The sequence below is a fragment of the Helcococcus kunzii ATCC 51366 genome, assembly GCF_000245755.1.
GTDB lineage: Bacteria > Bacillota > Clostridia > Tissierellales > Peptoniphilaceae > Helcococcus > Helcococcus kunzii.
In genome coordinates this window covers 1,881,286-1,901,257 of record NZ_JH601088.1, presented here as the reverse complement: position 1 = coordinate 1,901,257, position 19,972 = coordinate 1,881,286, and the positions used below count along the sequence as shown (strand labels likewise).

Here is a 19,972-nt window from a genome sequence, read left to right as displayed (position 1 = left end):
TATGTAATAACATATGATTCACAAATAAATAATACTACTAAATGTTGGTATAGTCAAGGATTAATTAACTAAGTAATAAAAAATATATAAATATATTGACAATTTACGGGATGTAATATAAAATGAAATCGTAATCTAATATAGAATGTATTTACATAAAAGTTGAATGTAAATAATTATGTTTTAAGTTAAAAAGGAGATGCACATGAAACTTTTATTGTTATCCCATGGAAGTTTTGGAGAAGGGATAAAAGAAAGTTATAGAATGATAGCTGGAGATGATAGTAATATTTTAACTATTAGTTTAACAGACGAAGGTATAGGAATTTTCACAGAGAAGGTGGAAAGCTTATTAGATGAGTTAACAAAGGATAATAGAGTGTTGGTATTCACAGATATGAAAGGGGGTACTCCATTCAATGTTGCTTTAAAATATCAATTAGAACACTCTAATAAAGTAGAATTGGTAGCGGGGATGAATTTGCCTATGGTATTAGAAATCGGCATGCAAATATCTTCAGAAGAAAACTTGAATAAGCTTTCTATTGAAGCGGTAGAGATAGGAAAATCAGGTATATTTAGAAGTGATATACCTGATGAAAATATTGATGATGATTTTGAAATATAATTTTTAGGGGGAAAAAATGTCAATAACATTAGTTAGAGTTGATGATCGTATAATTCATGGTCAAACTACAACAAGATGGTCTAAGGCTCGAGATTTATTTGGTTTTATTGTGGTGAGTGATAAAGTAGCAGGTGATACATTAAGAAAAAGAGTATTAAAAGTAGCTGCTGACAATTATAGGATTGGAATTTATGACGAAGAGATTGGAATCTCAAAAATAACACAGGCAAGAGATTCTAAAAAAAGTTATTTTGTTATTTCAGACTCTCCTCAAAATTTTGCAAATATAATGAAAAATGGTGGGGATTTTGGAAAAGTATTAAATATAGGTTGTATGAATACGAGACCAGGAACCAAGGTTTTAGGTAGAACAGTAGCTATTGATGAGAAAGATTATGAAGCTTTAGACTACATGTATAATAATGGAATTAACATACAATTCCAATTATTACCTTCTGATCCTATTAGGGATTGGCCAACCATGAAAAAAATATATGACTCAATGAAGTGAAAAAGGGGGAATTATGGAAATGAATTTATTAATACCTGCAATAATTGCTGGTATATTTTGTTATCTTGGAGCGATAGAAACTCCTTGGGCGTTTGGTATAACAGGAAGTTTTTATATACTTGGTAGACCTTTAGTAGCTGGTTTAATAATGGGATTAGCATTTGGGGATGTAACTGCAGGGGTATTATGTGGAGTTGCTGTACAAGGTGTATTTATTGCTAATCTTTCAACAGGAGGTGCTACTAATAGTGAAATTACATATGCTTCTTACGGCGGAATAGGTTTGGCGATGGCTACGGGAGGTAATCCGGCAATTGCTGTTACTCTATCTATATTGATTGGTCAAACTTTTGGGTTAATATTTTATAATACTAGAATGGCAGCATATTCATTTTGGAATAATAGAGCTCAAAAAGCTGCAGAAAATTTAGATTATAAAGGTATAACTTTTAATCATATCTATGGACCTTCAATAACTACATTTTTATTTAGAGCAGTTCCAGTATTTTTAGCTGTTTATTTTGGTCAACCATTGGTAGATTGGTTACTTAATAATACTCCAGAAGTAATTACTAAAATAATATCAATTTTAGGAGGGGTTTTACCTGCTGTTGGTATTGCTATGTTAATGAATATTGTTATTAAGGAAAAAATTCATTTTATTTATTTTATGGTTGGTTTTGCATTGACTACATTTGCTGGATTACCAATGATTCCAGTGGTATTAATTTCTATGTTAGTGGCATATATCGTATATTTAGCAACAGGAAGACAATTGGTTACAACATCTAATAGAACAACTGAAGAAACTAGTTATTATGAAGATGATGATCTGTTTTAATATGTGAGGTGGAAAATGAGCGAATTAATTAATAAGAATGATAATGTAAAAACAGGACTAACAAAAAAAGAAAGAAAACAAATTTGGAGACGATGGGGATTTACGCATTTAGCTTCAATGAGTTATGAAAAATTACAAGCTCATGCTTGGGCACATGCATTTATTCCCTTCGCTAAAAAATATTATAAGGATGATGATGAAGCTGCAAGAAGATTGATGATAAGACATTCAATGTTTTATAATACAGAACCTCAAACTGGTCAACTAGTTAATGGTATTGTAACGTCCTTGGAAGAACAAATAGCATTAGGAGAAGACATACCTGAAGAAATGCCTGTAAATATTAAAACTACATTAATGGGGCCTTTAGCTGGTATCGGAGATTCAATTATACAAGGAATTATAGTTCCAACATTATTATCAATAGGAATGGGGCTTGCGGTTGGAGGCAGCGCTTTAGGACCTTTGTTTTATATATTTGCATATGGAATAATTGGACCATTGATAAGTTATTTATCATTTGAGTATGGTTATAAACTAGGAATAAATTCAATAGATACTTTGGTTGGAGAAAATGCTCAAAGAATAACTACAGCGTTTAATGTTGTTGGGGTTATGGTTGTTGGAGCCTTAGCAGCTTCTAATATTAACTTAACTACTGCAATCTCAATACCAATGGGTGAGGAAACTAAAGCTTTACAAGAAGTAATGGATGGAATATTTCCAAAATTACTTCCATTAGCATCCGTATTATTCTCATATTGGATGATTAATAAAAAGAGAATGTCAGCAACAAAAGTTATTTTAGCCTTAGTTGCAATAATTGCAATTGGAGTAGTAATAGGAATATTTTAAAAAAAAATTAAAGCATCTATTTTAGATGCTTTTTTCCTTAAGGAGGAAACATGATTATACTGAGTACAACTTCTAATAATAAAATATGGGGAACAAACAGATTATATGCTTATTCAGGAGATAAAAATATAAAAACTATAGGATCAGTTTATAGTGTAAGTGGGATTGAAGAAATAAAAACTAAAATAATTTATGGTGATGAAAATGATGATTTGTATACAGCGGTAAAAAAGAATCCAAAAAAATTTGGGTTACCGGAAGGGGTTGACTATCCGGTTATTATATCCTTTACAGCAGGAGATAGTGATTTAAGTATACAAGTTCATCCAACTGATCAATATGCAAAAGCAAAAGAAAATAAAGATATTGGAAAAAGTGAATCTTGGTACTTTATTGAAAAACCAGAAAAAGGATGGATATATGCTCAATCAAAATTAAAAGATAAAAATATTATAAAAGAAAAGATACTAGAAGGAAAATATGAAGAGGTTGTGGATAAAGTAGATGTAAATCAAGGAGATATTGTTTATATAGAATCTGGTACTTTACATGCGCTTACAAAAGGTTCATTAGTTTATGAAATACAACAATCTACAGATATAACTTATAGATTTTTTGATTATAATCGAGTTGATAAATTAGGCAAAAAAAGGGAACTACATCTTAATGATGCGATTGAAACTTTGAATACGAATAATAAAGTAAAAATTGAGAAATTTAATAAAGATATTAATATTGAATCAAAACCATATTCTCTGAAAAGAACAAAATTAAAAAAAGAATATACAAATTCTGAAGCTATAGCTCAAGCTATAACAGTTACAAAAGGAACAATGAGAATAGAAGGTTATGAAATTAATAGAGGTATGAGTATTTTGGTCTTACCTAATGAAACGATTAATATAGAAGAAAATGCCGAAGAAGTTGTGATTGCGACTCCGAAGCTATATTTTGTGGAGAAGTAGATGTTAAAATTAATTGCAATAGATATGGATGGTACTCTTTTAGATGATAATAAAAATTTGAGTGAAGATAATATAAATTCGTTAGAAATGTTATTTGATAGAGGAGTAGAAATTGTTATTGCTACAGGAAGAAGTTATGAAGCTTCAAAACCATATATAGATAAGTTTAAAAATGGAGTGGTAGAGTATTTAATTTGTAACAACGGAGCTACAGTTTATAATCTTATAACTAAACAGATTTTAGTGGATGATTTTTTAACAGAAAATCAAATTAGAGAGATTATAGATCTAGAAGAAACTTTGGATGAATTTGATATACATTTTGTAGGTGATGACAAGATTTATACCTATAAGAATCCTATTGGGAAATATACTATTGAGGATGCTTATATTTCATTTTTAAAAATATATTTTCAAACTAAAGATATGATTATTAATAATAAGAGAATAACAAAAGCGTTAATTACCGCGGAAGAAAATGAAATTGAAAGAATTATTTCAAACATACCTGAAAATTATTTTCAGAAATATAGTATTGTTGTTAGTTCTGATAATTATATAGAGATATTAAATAAAAATATTGATAAAGGACATGCCTTAAGACGAGTGGTAGAAAGTATGAATTTAAACAAAGAAGAAGTTGTAGCAATAGGGGATCAACAAAATGATATTGGGATGTTCAAGATAGCTGGAACAAGTTATGCTATGTTAGACGCTTCAAAAAAAATAAAAGCTCAAGCTAATTATGTAGGACCGAGTAATAATGAAAGTGGAGTGGCAAAAATAATATCAAAATTAATTGAAATGGAGAAAAGTAATGATTAATTGGGCGGTTGTTGGTACAGGCGGTGTCGCAAATATGTTTTGTACACAATTTAATAGAGAAAAAGCGAATTTATATGGGGTATGTTCTAGAAGTTTAGAAAAAGGAAAAGAATTTGCAAAAAAACATTCTATAAAAAATGTATACGATGATTACTCTAAATTTGTTTTAGATGAAGAGATAGATATCATATATATTGCAACCCCTCACAATACACACTATAGGTATATAAAGTTAGCTTTGGAATCTGGAAAAAATGTTCTAGCTGAGAAAGTAATTGTATTAAATTCGGAACAATTAAAAATTTGTGTGGAACTAGCAAAATCAAAAAATCTATTTTTAGCTGAAGGTATGACAATACATTATATGCCTTTATATAAGGAAATAAAAGAATGGATATCTAAGAAAAAGTTAGGTCCCTTAAAAATGATTCAAGCTAATTTTGGAAGTTATAAAAATTTTAATGAAAGATACTTTTTCAAAAAAGAATTAGCAGGAGGAGCTTTATTTGATATAGGAGTATATGCTCTTAATTTAGTGAGGTATTTTTTCATAAGTAAGCCTATAGAAATTAAAACTACAGTTAATATTCATGATACTGGTGTTGACGAATCATCTGCTATAATTTTGAAAAATAAAGAAGATGAATTAGCGACTATATCTTTAACCTTTAGAGCTAAAATGCCTAAAAGGGTGGTCATTGCTTATGAAGAAGGATATATTGAGATTAATGATTATCCTCAAGCTGATGAAGCGGCATTATATAAAATAGGTGGTGAAAAAGAAGTATTAAAAATTGGAAATCATAATTACCGATTTAAGTATGAAATGGAAACAATATCTGAAAAATTAGAAAAGTCAGAAAAAAATGAATTTTTGCAATATACAATTGATGTTTTAGATGTAATGGATAATGTAAGAAAACTTTGGGGACTTGAGTACAACGAAGATATATAATAGGAGACAAAATGTATAGACAAAGACCTTTTTTAAAAATAAAATCGGATATTGAAATTTTGTGTGGATATAAACAAATATTCTCATTCATAAATTCTACAATTAATGATTTAGAGTTTATTGCTTTTGAAACTTATCCTGGAATAAACAAACAGATTTGGATAAAGGAATTAGAAGAAAATTTTCCACATTGGAATATTGTAAACACTGATGAATTTTTTATTGATACTAAAGAAATAAATAATATTATAAATTTAGATTTAACAGATGATCCTCAATTTGGGCGAATATCTCGAAGTTCCTTTTCTGATTTTGTCGATAATGAAAAAATAAAAAGTTATGAATACAAAAGAAAAACCATATTTATAGGTATACTTGCGGGGTTATTGTTTAAATCAGACTTAAAATTTTATGTAGACATAACTAGACAAAATATACAAAAAAATTATATAAATGGCTTAAACAATTGGAAAGTTACTAAGGAAATGAATAGTAACCAAAAGTTAAAAAGAGCATATTTTTTTGAATGGCCAGCTGCTGATCAAATTAAAATAAATAATTTAAATAAGTTTGATTATTATATATCTGATGATGTAGGAAGAGAGTCTAAAATGATCAGTCTAAATGATTTAAAAACAATTTTAGAAGAATTTGTAAATACACCATTTAGATTAGTTCCCTTTTTTGCTCCAGGAGTTTGGGGAGGTCAATATTTAAAAAACAAATTTGAATTACAATATAATGAGGTTAATTTGGCATGGATATTCGATGGAGTTTTAGAAGAAAATAGTATATTGGCGAAAAAAGAAGAACACGAAATTGAAATTCCTGGGAATAACTTGTTATTTATGTTTCCTGTTGAACTATTAGGAGAAAAAGTTTTTGGAAGATATGGAGCTGATTTTCCTATTAGATTTAATTTGCTAGATACATTTAAAGGTCAGAATTTAAGTTTACAAGTTCACCCTACATTAGATTATGCTTATAGAAGTTTTGGCCTAAAATATACTCAAAATGAGAGTTATTATGTTTTTCACGCAGATGAAGATTCAAGTGTATATTTGGGAATGAAAAATGGAATAACTAAAGATCAACTGTTTATAGCTTTAGAGGAAGCAAAAGAATCAAATGTATTTGACGATAAAAAATATATAAATAAGTTTAAAGTAAAAAAACACGATCATATATTGATACCTGCTGGTACTATTCATTCTAGTGGAGCGAATACTGTAGTGTTGGAAATAAGTGCAACACAAAATAGATTTACATTTAAGCTTTGGGATTGGAATAGATTGGATTTAAATGGAAAGCCACGACCTATTTCTTTGAAGCATGGAAAGAATGTAATTAATGAAAAGGTAGATTATGATTTTGCAAAAGAAGAATTGATTAATGATTTTAAGATTATTAATAATGGTAAGTATGTGCTGGAAGAAAAAACAGGACTTCATAAACTCGAAGATATCGAGACAAGAAGGATAACCATAGCAAAAGAATATAAACAAGTAACATATGATAGTGTAAATGTTCTTAATTTAGTTGAGGGTGATAGCGCTATAATTTCATCTTTAAATGGAGAATTCGACGATTATTTGATTTATTATGGAGAAACTGTAATCATTCCAGAAAATATTAAAGAGTATGTACTTAAACCAGGGGAAGACGAAGAAAGAGTAATTTTTATTAAAGCGTTTATAAAATAAAATATTGAAAACGGCAGAGTGAAATTTTAAATTCTCTGCTTTTTCTTTAAGAATATTATATTTTAAGTATAATAAGTTTAGTAGTTGTAACTTAGGAGGTTATCATGTACAAATACAAATACGTAACACTTAATAAAGAATATACAATGTATAGCAATATTTTTGAAGAGTATAGAGAAATAATTGATGAAAATGCTGCCGAAGGATATCGATATGTAGGATATATGCCGGTAAAGATTAATCCGAATGGAAAAATCACTATTTTAGATTTAATTTTTGAATACAAAGAAGAAAAATAAAAATTTTTTTAAAAAATTTGCCTTTTTTATAAAAAACACGAACATTCACTATATTTATTTTGATTTTTTTGTTATAATTAACAAAAGACAAAGAGGTGTATAGTGAAACTAAAAAGAAGTGAAAGAATAGTGGATATGACAGCCACTTTATTAGATAATCCAAATAAGATGTTCTCGTTGAAAGATTTTACAACTAAATATGAATCAGCAAAGTCTTCTATTAGTGAAGATTTAGCGATTATTAAAGAAACTTTTGAAAATAACAATATTGGTATTATTGAAACTATAGTCGGTTCAAATGGTGGTGTAATTTATTTTCCAAAGTTAAAACCAGAGATACAAGAAATGTATGTTGAAGAGCTTATCAATGATCTTGATAATCCTAAAAGAATCTTGCCTGGTGGATATTTCTATCTATCAGATATAATTACAAATCCTAAATATTTGGAAAATATTGCCAAAGTAATTGCTAGTCAGCATTATGGTGAAAAGATTGATTATGTGTTGACTGTTGCAACAAAAGGAGTTAGCGTAGCTCAAGCTGTAGCTAAGGAATTAGGTATACCATTTGTAATTGCTAGAAAAGAGAGTAAAATCACTGAAGGATCTACAGTATCTGTAAAATATAAGTCGCAATCAGCGCCAAATTTAGTAAAAAATATGGAGATTGGTAGAGAAAGCTTAAAGGAAAATTCCAATATTTTGCTAGTAGATGATTTCTTTAGAGGCGGCGGTACTATAAATGGTATGGCATCTATCGTTGAGATATTTAACTCAAAAGTTGTTGCATCTTATGTAATTTGCGAGTTTAACGATAAGGGACTGACACAAAAATTAAATACAAAATCATTAGTTTTGATTACAGGGATGGACCCTGATACCGGTAAAATAGACATTCAAAAGGGAACAATATTTGATAAATAATATAAAAAATTGCGAGCAAAATTTGCTCGTTTTTTATTTTGTTAAAGAACGAACGATATTAAAAAATAATTGATTAATGTTCGTATTTAGTGTATACTTTTTGATGTAACAAAATCGGTTATCAAATGGAGGATAATTAATGGAAAAGTTTTTTAAACTAAAAGAAAACGGCACAACCGTTTCTAAAGAAATTGTGGCAGGGATTACAACATTCTTTGCAATGGCTTATATCATAGCTGTAAATCCAGGTCTTTTATCAAAAACAGGAATGGAATGGGGTGCAGTATTTATTGCAACAATTATTGCTGCAATAATTGGAACATTAGTCATGGGACTTGTTGCAAATGTGCCATATGCTCAAGCTCCAGGTATGGGATTAAATGCATTTTTTGTATTTACTGTATGTTTCCAATTGAAATTTACATGGCAACAAGCTTTGTCAATGGTATTTATTTGTGGACTTATTAATATATTTATTACCGTTACAAAGATTAGAAAAACAATAATCACAGCTATTCCTAATTCATTACAAAATGCTATTGGTGGAGGTATTGGTGTATTTATTGCTTATTTAGGATTTATCAATGTTGGATTGATAAATTTCAATGAAGGTATCCCAGCATTATCAGTAATTAATCAACCAGTTTATTATGTATTTTTAATTGGTTTAGTACTTACAATCATTTTACATTTATTGGAAGTAAAAGGTGGTATTTTCATAGGAATCATCGCTACTACAATAATCGGTATTCCTTTTGGAGTAACATCAACAGCAGATACTATGGGATTCTCACAAGCTATTGGACAATTGCCTCAAACATTTGGAGTAATATTTACAAAAGAAGGTATCCCTTCATTATTCACAGATGCTTCAAAATTGCCTTTAGTGTTGATTACAATATTTGCATTTTCAATGTCAGATACATTTGACACAATCGGTACATTTATCGGTACAGGTAGAAGAACAGGTATTTTCTCAGAAGAAGACGAAAGAGCCCTTGAAAATCAACCAGGATTTTCATCAAAAATGGACAAAGCTCTATTTGCAGATGCTACAGCAACATCAATTGGAGCTATCTTTGGTACTTCAAACACAACAACATTTGTTGAATCAGCAGCCGGAATAGGTGCTGGTGGTAAAACAGGGCTAACTTCAGTTGTTACAGCTATTTGTTTCTTATTAAGTGCATTCTTTGCAAAATACATTTCAGCAGTACCTGCAGCGGCAACAGCGCCAGCTCTAGTATTAGTTGGTTTCTTAATGATCGCATCATTTGCTGAAGTACAATGGGATGATATTACAGAAGCTATTCCAGCATTTTTCTCAGGAATATTTATGGCTTTAACATATAGCATTTCATATGGTATCGCTACAGGATTTATTTTCTATTGCTTAGTAAAAACAGTTAAAAAAGAAGCAAGAGATGTTCATCCATTGCTATGGATTGTATCATTCTTATTTATCTTAAACTTTATTTTATTAAGATTTATAACTCAATAATTTAGTATAAGGTGATGTTGCAGATTAGTTAAATCTATTCTGCACATCATCTTTTTTTTATCATTTCTTATTTGCAAAATTAATTAGTTTTTATGCCAAAATATTATAATTTCAATAAAGTTGAATACGATTTTTAGTGTAATATATTATTAACTATAGCTAAAATTCAACGTTTACATATAGTTTTAATATCTCGGTTGACTTAAATTATGAAAACGAATATAATATGTATATAAAATGATTAGGAGGGTTGATAGATATGAAATCAACAAAAAAAATATTGGCATTTATTTTATCTTTAGTAATGATTTTTTCATTAGTTGCATGTAACCAAAAGAGTGGTGATGGCGGATCTAAAGACGGAAAGACAAAGAAATTTGGACTTTTAATTTATAACGGTGGTGATAACTATATCGCTACAGTAAGACAAGCTTTTGAAAAACTTGACAAAGAAGATAATAATTTTGAGTTAGAAATTGTTGACGGACAATTAAACCAATCAACACAAAACGAACAACTTGACGCACTTATTAGTAAAAATGTAGACGCACTATTAATCAATATCGTTGACTTTGGTGCTGCAGAAGAAGTAATTTCAAAAGTAAAAAACTCTAAGATTCCTGCAGTATTTTGGAATAGAGATATTACTTCATCACTTAAAGAAGAAGATTTAAAACAAATGATTTTCTACGGTACAGTAGCTCCTCAAGCAGGAATTTATCAAGGAGAAATGGCTTTAGATTATTGGAATAAAAATAAAGATAAAGCAGATAGAAATGGTGATGGAAAATTACAATATGTTATGCTACATGGTGGTTTAGATAACGCAGAAGCAGTAGCAAGAACAGAAGAATCAATTAAAGTATTAAAAGATAACAATATACAAGTTGAAGAAGTTGGTATGCAAGTAGCTAACTGGAATACAGACGAAGCAAAAACAGCTGTTGATGCATGGTTAGCTAAGAGTAAAGATGATATTGATGTTATTTTTGCAAACAATGATGGTATGGCGTTTGGTGCTGTATCAGCATTAAAAGAAATCGGATTTAACTCTGGAGATCCTGCAAAAACAATACCTGTATATGGTGTAGATGCTCTAGAACAAGCTATTACACATATCGAAGCTGGTGAAATGGCTGGTACAGTAAAACAAAATAGTGAAACAATGGCTAAAGGTGTAATTGATTTAATATTGAACAAACTTGCTGGAAAAAACTGGACTGATGGTACAGATTATAAGATTTATGAAGATAAAGTTTCAGTAAGAATGGACTACGAAAAAATTACAAAATAATTTCTATTATAGAATAGGCACACTAGCCTGTGTGCCTATTTTTTAAATTAATGGAGAAAAAATGAGCGAACAAAATGTATTATTAGAAATGAAAAATATAAGTAAATATTTTCCGGGTGTAAAAGCTCTCGACAATGTTAATTTTACATTACATAAGGGTACTGTTCATGCGCTAATGGGCGAAAATGGTGCTGGTAAATCAACATTGATGAAAGTACTTTTTGGAATCTATAAAAAAGATGCGGGAAGTATTTATATCGAAGGTGAAGAGAAGTATTTTAACAATCCGAAAGATGCCATGGAAAATGGTGTGAGCATGGTGCACCAAGAGTTAAATCAGGTTATGAAGCGTGATGTAGCGGAAAACATGATGCTTGGAAGAGTGCCAGCAAAACATGGATTTGTAAATCATAAAGCTATGTACGATTATTGTGAAGAAGTCTTTAGTGATTTAAATATTGATATAAATCCCAGGACATTAACTTGGAATCTGTCAGTTGCACAAAGACAGCTTGTAGAAATTGCAAGAGCCGTATCATACAACGCGAAAATATTGGTTTTAGATGAACCTACATCTTCTCTAACTAATCAGGAAGTAAAGATTTTATTTGATATCATCAATACATTAAGAAATCGTGGTGTAGGTATAATATACATTTCACATAAAATGAGTGAAATTTTAGAGATTTCTGATGAAGTTACAATTATGAGAGATGGACAATACATTTCAACTGATAATGCGGCTGATCTTCAAATCAATGATATAATTGCTAAGATGGTTGGGCGTAAAGTAGAAAATGTATATCCTCCAAAAGATAATGTTCCAGGAGAAACATTATTAGAAGTTAGAGGATTAACTGGAAAGTATGGAGATACGGTAGAAGATGTTTCATTTAGTGTGAAAAAAGGTGAAATATTTGGAATTTCTGGATTGGTAGGATCAAGAAGGACAGAGCTAGTAGAGTTAATATTTGGATATAGAACTGTTGAAAGCGGAGAAATCTATTTAAATGGTAAAAAGATAGATAACTCTACTCCGAAAAAAGCTATTGAAAATGGTTTTGCCCTTGTAACTGAGGAGAGAAGAAAAACAGGTATATTTCCAATGGAATCAATACTATTTAATTCTGTAATATCCAATCTTAAATCATATAAAAAGGGACCGTTTTTAAGCAATAAACTCATGAAAGATGATACGGAAGAGTCGATAAAATGGATGAGAACAAAAACTCCAAGTATTAGAACTCAGATAAGGAGTCTTTCAGGAGGAAATCAACAAAAAGTTATTATGGGAAGATGGTTACTAACAAATCCTGAAGTGCTTTTACTTGATGAGCCTACTAGAGGGATTGACGTAGGTGCTAAATATGAAATATATCAATTAATAATAAATCTAGCACTAGAAGGAAAATCAGTAATAGTAATATCATCAGAGATGCCTGAACTTTTTGGTATATGTGATCGTATAATGGTAATGAGTAATGGAAAAGTAGCAGGTATTGAAGATGTCGGAGCATTAGATCAAGAGAAGGTAATGACTCTAGCTACTAAATATTTATAGAGGTAATTAATGGAAAATGTGAATAAAAAGAAAAAATTTGATATAAAAGAATTTTTTATTGAGAATGGTTTAATTATAGTTATTTTGTGTCTTATAGCTTATATTATTATCAAAGAACCAAGTTTTTTATCAATTGTTAATATAATTAATATGCTTAGTCAAGCTTCTACAAAATTGATTATGTCACTTGGTGTTGGTGGACTTATTATATTAGCTGGTACAGATTTATCATCCGGTAGGATATTAGGTATGACTGCAGCTGTATCTACAGCATTGCTTCAATCAGCAAGCATGAGTCAAAAATATTTCCCTAATCTTCCTGAAATGCCAATTATTGTTGGGTTTTTAGCAGCCATTATAGTTGGTGGATTATTTGGTTTATTAAATGGATTTGGAGTAGCAAAACTAAAAATACATGCATTTATCGCAACATTGGGTACACAATTAATTGTTTACTCATTACTTCAAGCATTCATTTCAGCTTCTCCTTGGGGAGCACAACCACTTTCAGGATTTAAAGAATCATATAGAAATCTTGTTGTGGGTAGATTAAACTTAGGCTTTATAGAGATTCCATATTTAGTTATTTATGCGTTTGTTGCGTGCGCCATTATGTGGGTAATATGGAATAAAACAGTATTAGGTAAAAATATGTATGCTATCGGTGGTAACCCAGAAGCTGCACAAGTATCAGGTATCAATGTAGAAAGAAATATAATGATATTATTCGTAATAGCTGGTATTATGTACGGTATAGCAGGTTTCCTAGAAGCACCAAGAATTGGTAATGCAAACATTGTAACAGGTACAAACTACGATCTTGATGCCATCGCCGCCTGCGTAATAGGTGGTGTATCCTTTAGTGGTGGGGTTGGTAAAATCTCCGGTATCGTTTTGGGTACTATACTATTACAAGTAATAAACTATGGTTTAGTATTTATCGGTATCCACAGTTATTGGATACTACTTATCAAAGGTGTATTAATCATCGCCGCAGTAGCAATAGACTCAAGAAAATATATACAAAAGAAATAACACAATACATGGGACTGTTTTTTAATAGTCCCATTTTTATGGGTAAAAAAGTGTTTAGAATAATGCTGATTGTGGGTATTGGATAAAAGATTTAATTCTAAAAGAGGAGCTGTGCAACTACTAAAAGTAATTTTGCAATAGCTCCTTTTATTAATTGAATAATCTATAAACTATTTCTTATCCAATATTTTTTGTTTTGATTCATCAAGATAATTGATAACAAGATTAATAGTATAGATTCAAACACAAGACTATAAATACCGTATTTGGTTAATGTAAATATTGATGTAAAGGCATTTGAAAATATATTTAGTGATAATATATTAATGCTTTTGCTAATCATTGATAATACTAGTGGTAATATACTCAATGCCAATAGTATTATATATGTGCTGGCTCTTTTCTTTATTTTTAAGTTTATAAAAATAATAAAGTTAATAAAAAAGAAAATATTTAATGATGAGTATATTAAATAAAATATTAATATATAAAACAGTTTTATAGAAGGTAAATTTATTAAGCTTGTGTATGATTGAGCTAAATGATGTAAATTAACTTCTAAATTATTTGCTTTAGAGTAGATATATAGAATTATCTGTATTATAAAAATGATTAACATTCCATATAAAAATGATAAAATTGTTCGATTTTTCAGCACATTTATGTGACCATTTTTACATGATTTAATTATTTGATCCATTTTCAATAAGGAATCTTTAAAGAATACTTCAGAAACCACAAATATCAATATTAAATATGATATTGCGGAAAATATAAATATGTATGTGTTGTATTCAAAATTATACTCGCTTATTTTTTTATCAACTAAATATAAATTATCCTTTCCGTTGGATTTTTCATATGCTGTATATGCTTGATTGTATACTTGCTCAAATCCTTCATATTTAGCATTTTCTTCTTCTATTTTTGAAAGTCTAAGATCTCTTGCTTTGTAGTTTATTTCACCTTTATCAAATGATTCTTCGATTTTTTCTGCTTCTTTAGCTAATGAATCATAATATAATTTTTTTGCTTCAAGCCTATCTAGCTTATTTTGATTAATTTTCCCCTTAAATTCATTGAGAGACATGATATATGTATATCTAAAGTAATCATATTGTTCTCTTTCTTTTTGAGGATATAAAGAAATAGAGACTAAAACTATTATAAATAAGGCTATAAGTCCTTTAGAATCAAAAATAAGCCTAATAAATTCATTGAAAAATAAAGATTTAATTTTCAATTTATTAATAATATTTAAATTAGGAATGTATTCTCTGTCTATAATTTCGTTTTTGTTAAGCTTATAAGATATAAATACTGTTAATATAATAGTAATCGCTGAAAATATTAATATATATGTTCTTGTGTCTAAAAAAGTAAAAAACAAATAAACATCAGAATATTTTCCGTATATTGAGAATATATCAAACATTGTATAAATAGATGAAGCTTTTATAAATTCAAAAATGCTGTTATTAGCTATGTAGTTTTTAGACCAATATGAAATCAATATAAAAAGTATTGCAACTAATAATTCAACTCTACTATCTTTGAAAAAAGAAAATATTAACGAAAAAATAGATAAAGTAAATATAATAGTTAATATTTTTTGTAATACAAACAATATTATATATTGATTGATACTAATATTTAGATTAGCATCTCTAAAAACCACAAAAGATTGTATATTTAAGCTAGTGTCTCCAAAACCTATTACTTGTGCTATATAAACTACATATAGACTATATGTTATTATTGCAATTACAAGGCATACCAAAAAATATAGTGATAGCTTCGATATGGACTTATTTTTTCCACCATTTTTAATAGTTGAAATAAGTGAATTAGTTTTATTTTTTCTGTCAAAATCAAAAATTAAAAATCCAATAAAGAATATAAATACAAGTAATAAATTATCTATTGCTGAAGTATCGTTTAAAAATAATATTCCATTTTGGTTATTTAATGCTAATGATAATTGAGAATTAGATAATTTTTCATACTCATCTGCTTGTCTATTTATACTTGATTTCAGTAATTTATTAAATCTAATTTGAGGACTATTAGTTTTATCTCTTAAATTATCTATAGATGATTTAAGATCAGTTTTATAATTTGATATATATTTGCTTACATCTTGAGCTCTTTCGTTTTGTAATTTGTCATTAAAATCATTTACTCCATTAAAAGTAAGCATAGGAAGAGCTATTAAAAATAAAAGTATTAATAAAATAAATTCCTTTTGGGATTTTAGTTTTTTTAATTCTTCATAAACATTTATCTTCATCTAATCACCACCTTCAAAAAGATATAGATAAACATCCTCTAAATTAGTATTTGACTTTTTAAATTTGTAAGACTTGTATTCTATTGGTTTAGGAAAATCACCACATATTTTTATATAATTATTTCCATTTGCTCTAATTTGCATTTGACTTACATTATAGTTTTCTAAAAAGTATGGAGTGTCCAAAGAATCTATCTCTGATTCATAAGAAATATTTTCAAATTTGCTCAATATTTTATCTGGTGTATCTTTTAAAATTAATTTTCCTTTTTTTATTATTACTATTTCCTTAGAAATATGCTCAATATCAGAGACAACATGTGTAGATATCAGAACAATTTTTTCTTTCGATATTTTTGAAAGGAAATTTCTTATTATTATTCTTTGTTTAGGATCAAGACCTGCTGTAGGCTCATCGAGAATTAATATGTCAGGATCTGCTAAAAGAGCCTGTGATATCAATAGTCTTTGCTTCATACCGCCACTTAGCGATGAAATTCTTCTATCTTTAATATCGACAAGTTCAGTTACTTTCAAAACTCTATCTATTTCTTTGTCAATTTCTTTTCTATTTATACCTTTGATGCTAGCTATATAATATAAAAATCTTTTTATACTGTAGTTTGGATAAAGTGTTTGATTTTGTGGCATATATCCAATATGTCCTTTAAAATTTTCTATGTTCAATGAAATGTCATTACCATTAAATAAAACTTGACCAGATGTTTGATCTATGATGCCTGACAAGATATTAAATAATGTGCTTTTTCCAGCGCCATTTGCTCCTAGAATTCCATATATTCCAGGAGTAAAATTCATATTGATATTTTCCAAAGAAAAATAAGTTGCTCCATTATATTTTTTATATAAATTTGTTATTTCTAATGTATTATTTATATATGTCATTTTTTATACCATTTCTTATTATTTTTAAGTTTCCATCCTCATATGATAGGATAATATCCTTGGTATCAGATAATTTAATGTTAAAAGAATTCCTATATAGAAAGTCCGTATCATCCAACTTTAATTCCTTACCGTTTTGTTTGATAATAAAATCATTATTTTCTAAACCATTATCTTTAATCTTATAAGATTTGTATACGTTTAGGGCACTGAAAGAGGTTTCTATGGAACTATTATTAGAGAATATTTTTGCCCATTGTGGATTTAGTTTAGTTTTAGTTTTATCATTTTCAATAATTAAAGACGGCTTCTTTGACCATGCTAGTTCGTCATCAGGATCTATTGGACCGAACCATTCAATTTTATTATCGTTTTGGAAATAAAATCGATTAAGAGAATAATCCTTCATGTCGTTAAATGTATTTATTTCTACATTTTTATTTTTAAGATTAATGGACATTAGAGCTGAAATTTCTGAATTATTATTTCTAAGGGTTAAGTGTAAATATAGAATATCGTCTTTTATAAACATTTTTCCGATGTTTAGGTCATTCATTTTTAGGTCAGCGATTGTTTTTGCAAAATCAAAGAATTTTTCATATTTTCCAGTTCTTGTATCATATTTCTCTAATATATTTTCCGGCTCTTTATTTGGTTCAATCTCGAATGGTATATAATAAAAAGCACCTTTATATAGAATCCTACTATCCGAATATCCTATATTTTCATATGTTTTTATAGTATTATTTTTTTCATCAATTTGTTTAACGTAAGTATTTGCTGAAACATATATTTGTCCATCTTCATAAAATACTTCAGAAGCATTCTCGAAATATGCTTCTGAATTCATTAATTTGTCTTCATCATTTAAGAGAGTATATAAATCATGTCTTTCGTTGCCGTAGATATATGGTTTAAGTGTTTCTTTATCTATAAATGTAAGTATGCCTTTATATAAATTGTAGTAACCACTGTTGGTTTCAGCTATTTTGTGATTATAGTTGTAAAATGATGAGTTTTCGTTTTTATTTACTTCTATTTCTTTATTAGCGCAAGATGATAATAAAAAAGTAGAAACCAAAAGTAGTAGAGTAATCTTGTTAATTAAATTGGGTGTTTTTATTGTCATTTTAATAGTCCTTTTTTTTATATTAGTATTAAAGGTGCAATTTATTATTAATTATAATCAGTTACGTAGTCATTTAATCCTTTAGTAAGGACATATGTTTGTGCTTTATATATATTACCTACACTTAACTTATAACTTGCATACCAATATGATGATTGACCAGTTCCATTAACTTTTACAGATTCTTGTACTTCACCTCTTATAGTAAAATAAACCATTCCATGACCAGAAGGACCGCTTTGGTATTCTCCCGAAATGGTATGTGTTGTAGATTTAGAATTGTTAATGGTAACAGTTACTCTATAATATTTTGTTTTACCTGATTCTCTGTATGCAATCTTATTTGATGAAGCAAATGCAGAAGGGTTTGTTAATAATAAACAGCTAATAATACAACATAAGAAAATTTTGTTTTTTATACTTTTCATTTGAATTTCTTTCATATATTTATATTCATTTGCACCTTTAATACTTATTTAATTATAGCAAAATTATTTATATAAGTAAACGATTTCTTTACTTTTAAAAATAAATAAAAAAATTATAGAAATATTGTTGAAAGGAGATTTGAAGATACATTATATTTTAAACTTGTTTAGCTATTTACATGATTACATGAAATATAATATGTATTTTGAATTAAACAAAACTATAATTTGTAAAATAAGTATTTTATCGGCATTGTTTCCCTAAATGAAGTATTTAAATATATGATATCGTTTATTATGTTGTATATTATGAGTGAGTAACTATTGTTTATCACTTATCGGTATTCATAGATGATGGATATTACTTACAAAATGTGTATGAATAATTGATGAAATAGAAATAAATTTAAGAAAAAACTAAGTAAAAATAGCTGTTGTTTAATAAAAAAATTATTTTTAGAAGTTTATCATGATTAAAATACTATCTATATCAAATAGTATTTGTCATTTTGGTCAGTTTCAAAAAAAGAACATAATTTTATAATCGTTCTTATTTTATCTAAGTAAATATAAGTTAAATTTAATCATAAAATCTATTAAATCATCTGTTTTTCAACATTTTTGTATTCTCTTATTTTTTCAAATAGTATTTTTTTTGCTTCTCCTCGGGAAAATCTTCTATATTTATGATTTCTTTTCTCTTCTCTTATAAAAAAAACAATCATCTGAGCTCAATCTATAAAGAAATTATGTCATTTCCTATAGAGTATAGTTGGGTTACTAAGTTTTACAACGTAAAATATTATCTAATTTGTGAAAATGTTGACGATTATTTAAAAATATTATATAATTAAAACACAAATAATCGTAAGGTTGAATGTGAGATTAATCAATTGAAAATTTATATGTACACTAATTATAGGCTTTATTTGCTATAATTATGTGATAGATAAAATGGAAAATGGTATAATTTTGATTCGAATGGATATTGGGTAGAAAAATGAAAGAAAGAATTTTAATTTTAATTATTGTTATTAATGCATTAGCTAATATAGCGATATTATCAACAATTATATACAATAAAAAAAGTAAGAAAAAAGACGATGTTGAAAAATAAGGATTGTTTTATAACTTGGGAAGTTTAAATTTTGAATTTTTGCTTATGATAGCAAAGTATATTGAAAATAAAAATATGTATTCAAAACCCTACTGTATTAAGAAAAATCAAAAACACTAGGGTCAAAATTTGATTTAGAACCCTAGCGAATTAAGAAAAATAGAAAACGCCAGGGTCAAAAATGGCTTTAGAACCCTAGCGAATT

18 protein-coding genes are annotated in these 19,972 nt (G+C 28.1%); 14 read left to right on the top strand and 4 right to left on the bottom strand.

Features of this window, described 5'->3' with window-relative positions; genetic code table 11:
* The first annotated feature begins 205 nt into the window (after positions 1 to 205).
* From HMPREF9709_RS08455 to mglC, 14 genes are all read left to right on the top strand, one after another.
* Positions 206 to 628, top strand: a complete 423-nt coding sequence (locus HMPREF9709_RS08455) for a PTS sugar transporter subunit IIA (protein ID WP_005399197.1) — start codon at positions 206 to 208, stop codon at positions 626 to 628.
* Between the two features lie 16 nt (positions 629 to 644).
* Positions 645 to 1,139, top strand: a complete 495-nt coding sequence (locus tag HMPREF9709_RS08450; protein ID WP_005399196.1) for a PTS sugar transporter subunit IIB — start codon at positions 645 to 647, stop codon at positions 1,137 to 1,139.
* Positions 1,140 to 1,152: 13 nt separating this feature from the next.
* On the top strand, positions 1,153 to 1,980 hold the full coding sequence (locus HMPREF9709_RS08445) for a PTS mannose/fructose/sorbose/N-acetylgalactosamine transporter subunit IIC (protein ID WP_040463938.1): 828 nt from the start codon (positions 1,153 to 1,155) through the stop codon (positions 1,978 to 1,980).
* 15 nt (positions 1,981 to 1,995) lie between these two features.
* Positions 1,996 to 2,835 (top strand): PTS system mannose/fructose/sorbose family transporter subunit IID, encoded by an 840-nt coding sequence (locus HMPREF9709_RS08440; RefSeq protein ID WP_005399194.1) that lies wholly within the window; start codon positions 1,996 to 1,998, stop codon positions 2,833 to 2,835.
* Positions 2,836 to 2,885: 50 nt separating this feature from the next.
* Positions 2,886 to 3,800 carry a class I mannose-6-phosphate isomerase gene (locus tag HMPREF9709_RS08435; protein WP_005399193.1) on the top strand — a complete coding sequence of 305 codons (915 nt, stop codon included), beginning with the start codon at positions 2,886 to 2,888 and terminating at the stop codon, positions 3,798 to 3,800.
* Positions 3,801 to 4,625, top strand: coding sequence for a Cof-type HAD-IIB family hydrolase (locus HMPREF9709_RS08430; RefSeq protein WP_005399192.1), 825 nt, complete (start codon positions 3,801 to 3,803; stop codon positions 4,623 to 4,625).
* The gene (locus tag HMPREF9709_RS08425; RefSeq protein WP_005399191.1) at positions 4,618 to 5,580 is read left to right on the top strand and encodes a Gfo/Idh/MocA family protein; all 963 of its coding nucleotides are present in this window, start codon (positions 4,618 to 4,620) and stop codon (positions 5,578 to 5,580) included. Before HMPREF9709_RS08430 ends, HMPREF9709_RS08425 begins: the two co-directional genes overlap by 8 nt.
* 11 nt (positions 5,581 to 5,591) lie before the next feature.
* Complete coding sequence (locus HMPREF9709_RS08420) at positions 5,592 to 7,283, top strand: class I mannose-6-phosphate isomerase (protein WP_005399190.1); 1,692 nt, start codon at positions 5,592 to 5,594, stop codon at positions 7,281 to 7,283.
* 104 nt (positions 7,284 to 7,387) lie between these two features.
* Positions 7,388 to 7,582 carry a DUF4177 domain-containing protein gene (locus HMPREF9709_RS08415; protein WP_005399189.1) on the top strand — a complete coding sequence of 65 codons (195 nt, stop codon included), beginning with the start codon at positions 7,388 to 7,390 and terminating at the stop codon, positions 7,580 to 7,582.
* Between the two features lie 102 nt (positions 7,583 to 7,684).
* Complete coding sequence (gene purR / locus HMPREF9709_RS08410) at positions 7,685 to 8,506, top strand: pur operon repressor (RefSeq protein ID WP_005399188.1); 822 nt, start codon at positions 7,685 to 7,687, stop codon at positions 8,504 to 8,506.
* Between the two features lie 139 nt (positions 8,507 to 8,645).
* Positions 8,646 to 10,007 carry an NCS2 family permease gene (locus HMPREF9709_RS08405; protein WP_005399187.1) on the top strand — a complete coding sequence of 454 codons (1,362 nt, stop codon included), beginning with the start codon at positions 8,646 to 8,648 and terminating at the stop codon, positions 10,005 to 10,007.
* Positions 10,008 to 10,266: 259 nt separating this feature from the next.
* Positions 10,267 to 11,301 carry a galactose ABC transporter substrate-binding protein gene (locus HMPREF9709_RS08400; protein ID WP_005399186.1) on the top strand — a complete coding sequence of 345 codons (1,035 nt, stop codon included), beginning with the start codon at positions 10,267 to 10,269 and terminating at the stop codon, positions 11,299 to 11,301.
* A gap of 61 nt (positions 11,302 to 11,362) precedes the next feature.
* Positions 11,363 to 12,862, top strand: coding sequence for a sugar ABC transporter ATP-binding protein (locus HMPREF9709_RS08395; protein WP_005399185.1), 1,500 nt, complete (start codon positions 11,363 to 11,365; stop codon positions 12,860 to 12,862).
* Between the two features lie 9 nt (positions 12,863 to 12,871).
* Positions 12,872 to 13,897 carry a galactose/methyl galactoside ABC transporter permease MglC gene (mglC, locus tag HMPREF9709_RS08390; RefSeq protein ID WP_005399184.1) on the top strand — a complete coding sequence of 342 codons (1,026 nt, stop codon included), beginning with the start codon at positions 12,872 to 12,874 and terminating at the stop codon, positions 13,895 to 13,897.
* Between the two features lie 163 nt (positions 13,898 to 14,060).
* Here mglC and HMPREF9709_RS08385 read toward each other — a convergent pair whose 3' ends face one another.
* The 4 genes from HMPREF9709_RS08385 to HMPREF9709_RS08370 are packed head-to-tail and all read right to left on the bottom strand — an operon-like array spanning position 14,061 to position 18,650.
* Positions 14,061 to 16,187, bottom strand: a complete 2,127-nt coding sequence (locus HMPREF9709_RS08385) for a hypothetical protein (RefSeq protein WP_005399183.1) — start codon at positions 16,185 to 16,187, stop codon at positions 14,061 to 14,063.
* Positions 16,188 to 17,093, bottom strand: a complete 906-nt coding sequence (locus HMPREF9709_RS08380) for an ATP-binding cassette domain-containing protein (protein ID WP_005399182.1) — start codon at positions 17,091 to 17,093, stop codon at positions 16,188 to 16,190. It abuts the gene before it with no gap.
* The gene (locus tag HMPREF9709_RS08375) at positions 17,077 to 18,222 is read right to left on the bottom strand and encodes a hypothetical protein (RefSeq protein WP_005399181.1); all 1,146 of its coding nucleotides are present in this window, start codon (positions 18,220 to 18,222) and stop codon (positions 17,077 to 17,079) included. The genes HMPREF9709_RS08380 and HMPREF9709_RS08375 overlap by 17 nt, the downstream gene beginning before the upstream one ends.
* Before the next feature lie 47 nt (positions 18,223 to 18,269).
* Positions 18,270 to 18,650 carry a hypothetical protein gene (locus HMPREF9709_RS08370; protein ID WP_157573259.1) on the bottom strand — a complete coding sequence of 127 codons (381 nt, stop codon included), beginning with the start codon at positions 18,648 to 18,650 and terminating at the stop codon, positions 18,270 to 18,272.
* Between the last annotated feature and the right edge of the window lie 1,322 nt (positions 18,651 to 19,972).

Coding starts and splice junctions, on each gene's coding strand:
- HMPREF9709_RS08370 (WP_157573259.1), bottom strand. CDS start 18,650: ATGAAAAGTATAAAAAACAAAATTTTCTTATGTTGTATTATTAGCTGT.
- HMPREF9709_RS08425 (WP_005399191.1), top strand. CDS start 4,618: ATGATTAATTGGGCGGTTGTTGGTACAGGCGGTGTCGCAAATATGTTT.
- HMPREF9709_RS08420 (WP_005399190.1), top strand. CDS start 5,592: ATGTATAGACAAAGACCTTTTTTAAAAATAAAATCGGATATTGAAATT.
- HMPREF9709_RS08445 (WP_040463938.1), top strand. CDS start 1,153: ATGGAAATGAATTTATTAATACCTGCAATAATTGCTGGTATATTTTGT.
- HMPREF9709_RS08375 (WP_005399181.1), bottom strand. CDS start 18,222: ATGACAATAAAAACACCCAATTTAATTAACAAGATTACTCTACTACTT.
- HMPREF9709_RS08430 (WP_005399192.1), top strand. CDS start 3,801: ATGTTAAAATTAATTGCAATAGATATGGATGGTACTCTTTTAGATGAT.
- HMPREF9709_RS08440 (WP_005399194.1), top strand. CDS start 1,996: ATGAGCGAATTAATTAATAAGAATGATAATGTAAAAACAGGACTAACA.
- HMPREF9709_RS08385 (WP_005399183.1), bottom strand. CDS start 16,187: ATGAAGATAAATGTTTATGAAGAATTAAAAAAACTAAAATCCCAAAAG.
- HMPREF9709_RS08455 (WP_005399197.1), top strand. CDS start 206: ATGAAACTTTTATTGTTATCCCATGGAAGTTTTGGAGAAGGGATAAAA.
- mglC (WP_005399184.1), top strand. CDS start 12,872: ATGGAAAATGTGAATAAAAAGAAAAAATTTGATATAAAAGAATTTTTT.
- HMPREF9709_RS08380 (WP_005399182.1), bottom strand. CDS start 17,093: ATGACATATATAAATAATACATTAGAAATAACAAATTTATATAAAAAA.
- HMPREF9709_RS08450 (WP_005399196.1), top strand. CDS start 645: ATGTCAATAACATTAGTTAGAGTTGATGATCGTATAATTCATGGTCAA.
- HMPREF9709_RS08435 (WP_005399193.1), top strand. CDS start 2,886: ATGATTATACTGAGTACAACTTCTAATAATAAAATATGGGGAACAAAC.
- HMPREF9709_RS08415 (WP_005399189.1), top strand. CDS start 7,388: ATGTACAAATACAAATACGTAACACTTAATAAAGAATATACAATGTAT.
- HMPREF9709_RS08395 (WP_005399185.1), top strand. CDS start 11,363: ATGAGCGAACAAAATGTATTATTAGAAATGAAAAATATAAGTAAATAT.
- HMPREF9709_RS08405 (WP_005399187.1), top strand. CDS start 8,646: ATGGAAAAGTTTTTTAAACTAAAAGAAAACGGCACAACCGTTTCTAAA.
- HMPREF9709_RS08400 (WP_005399186.1), top strand. CDS start 10,267: ATGAAATCAACAAAAAAAATATTGGCATTTATTTTATCTTTAGTAATG.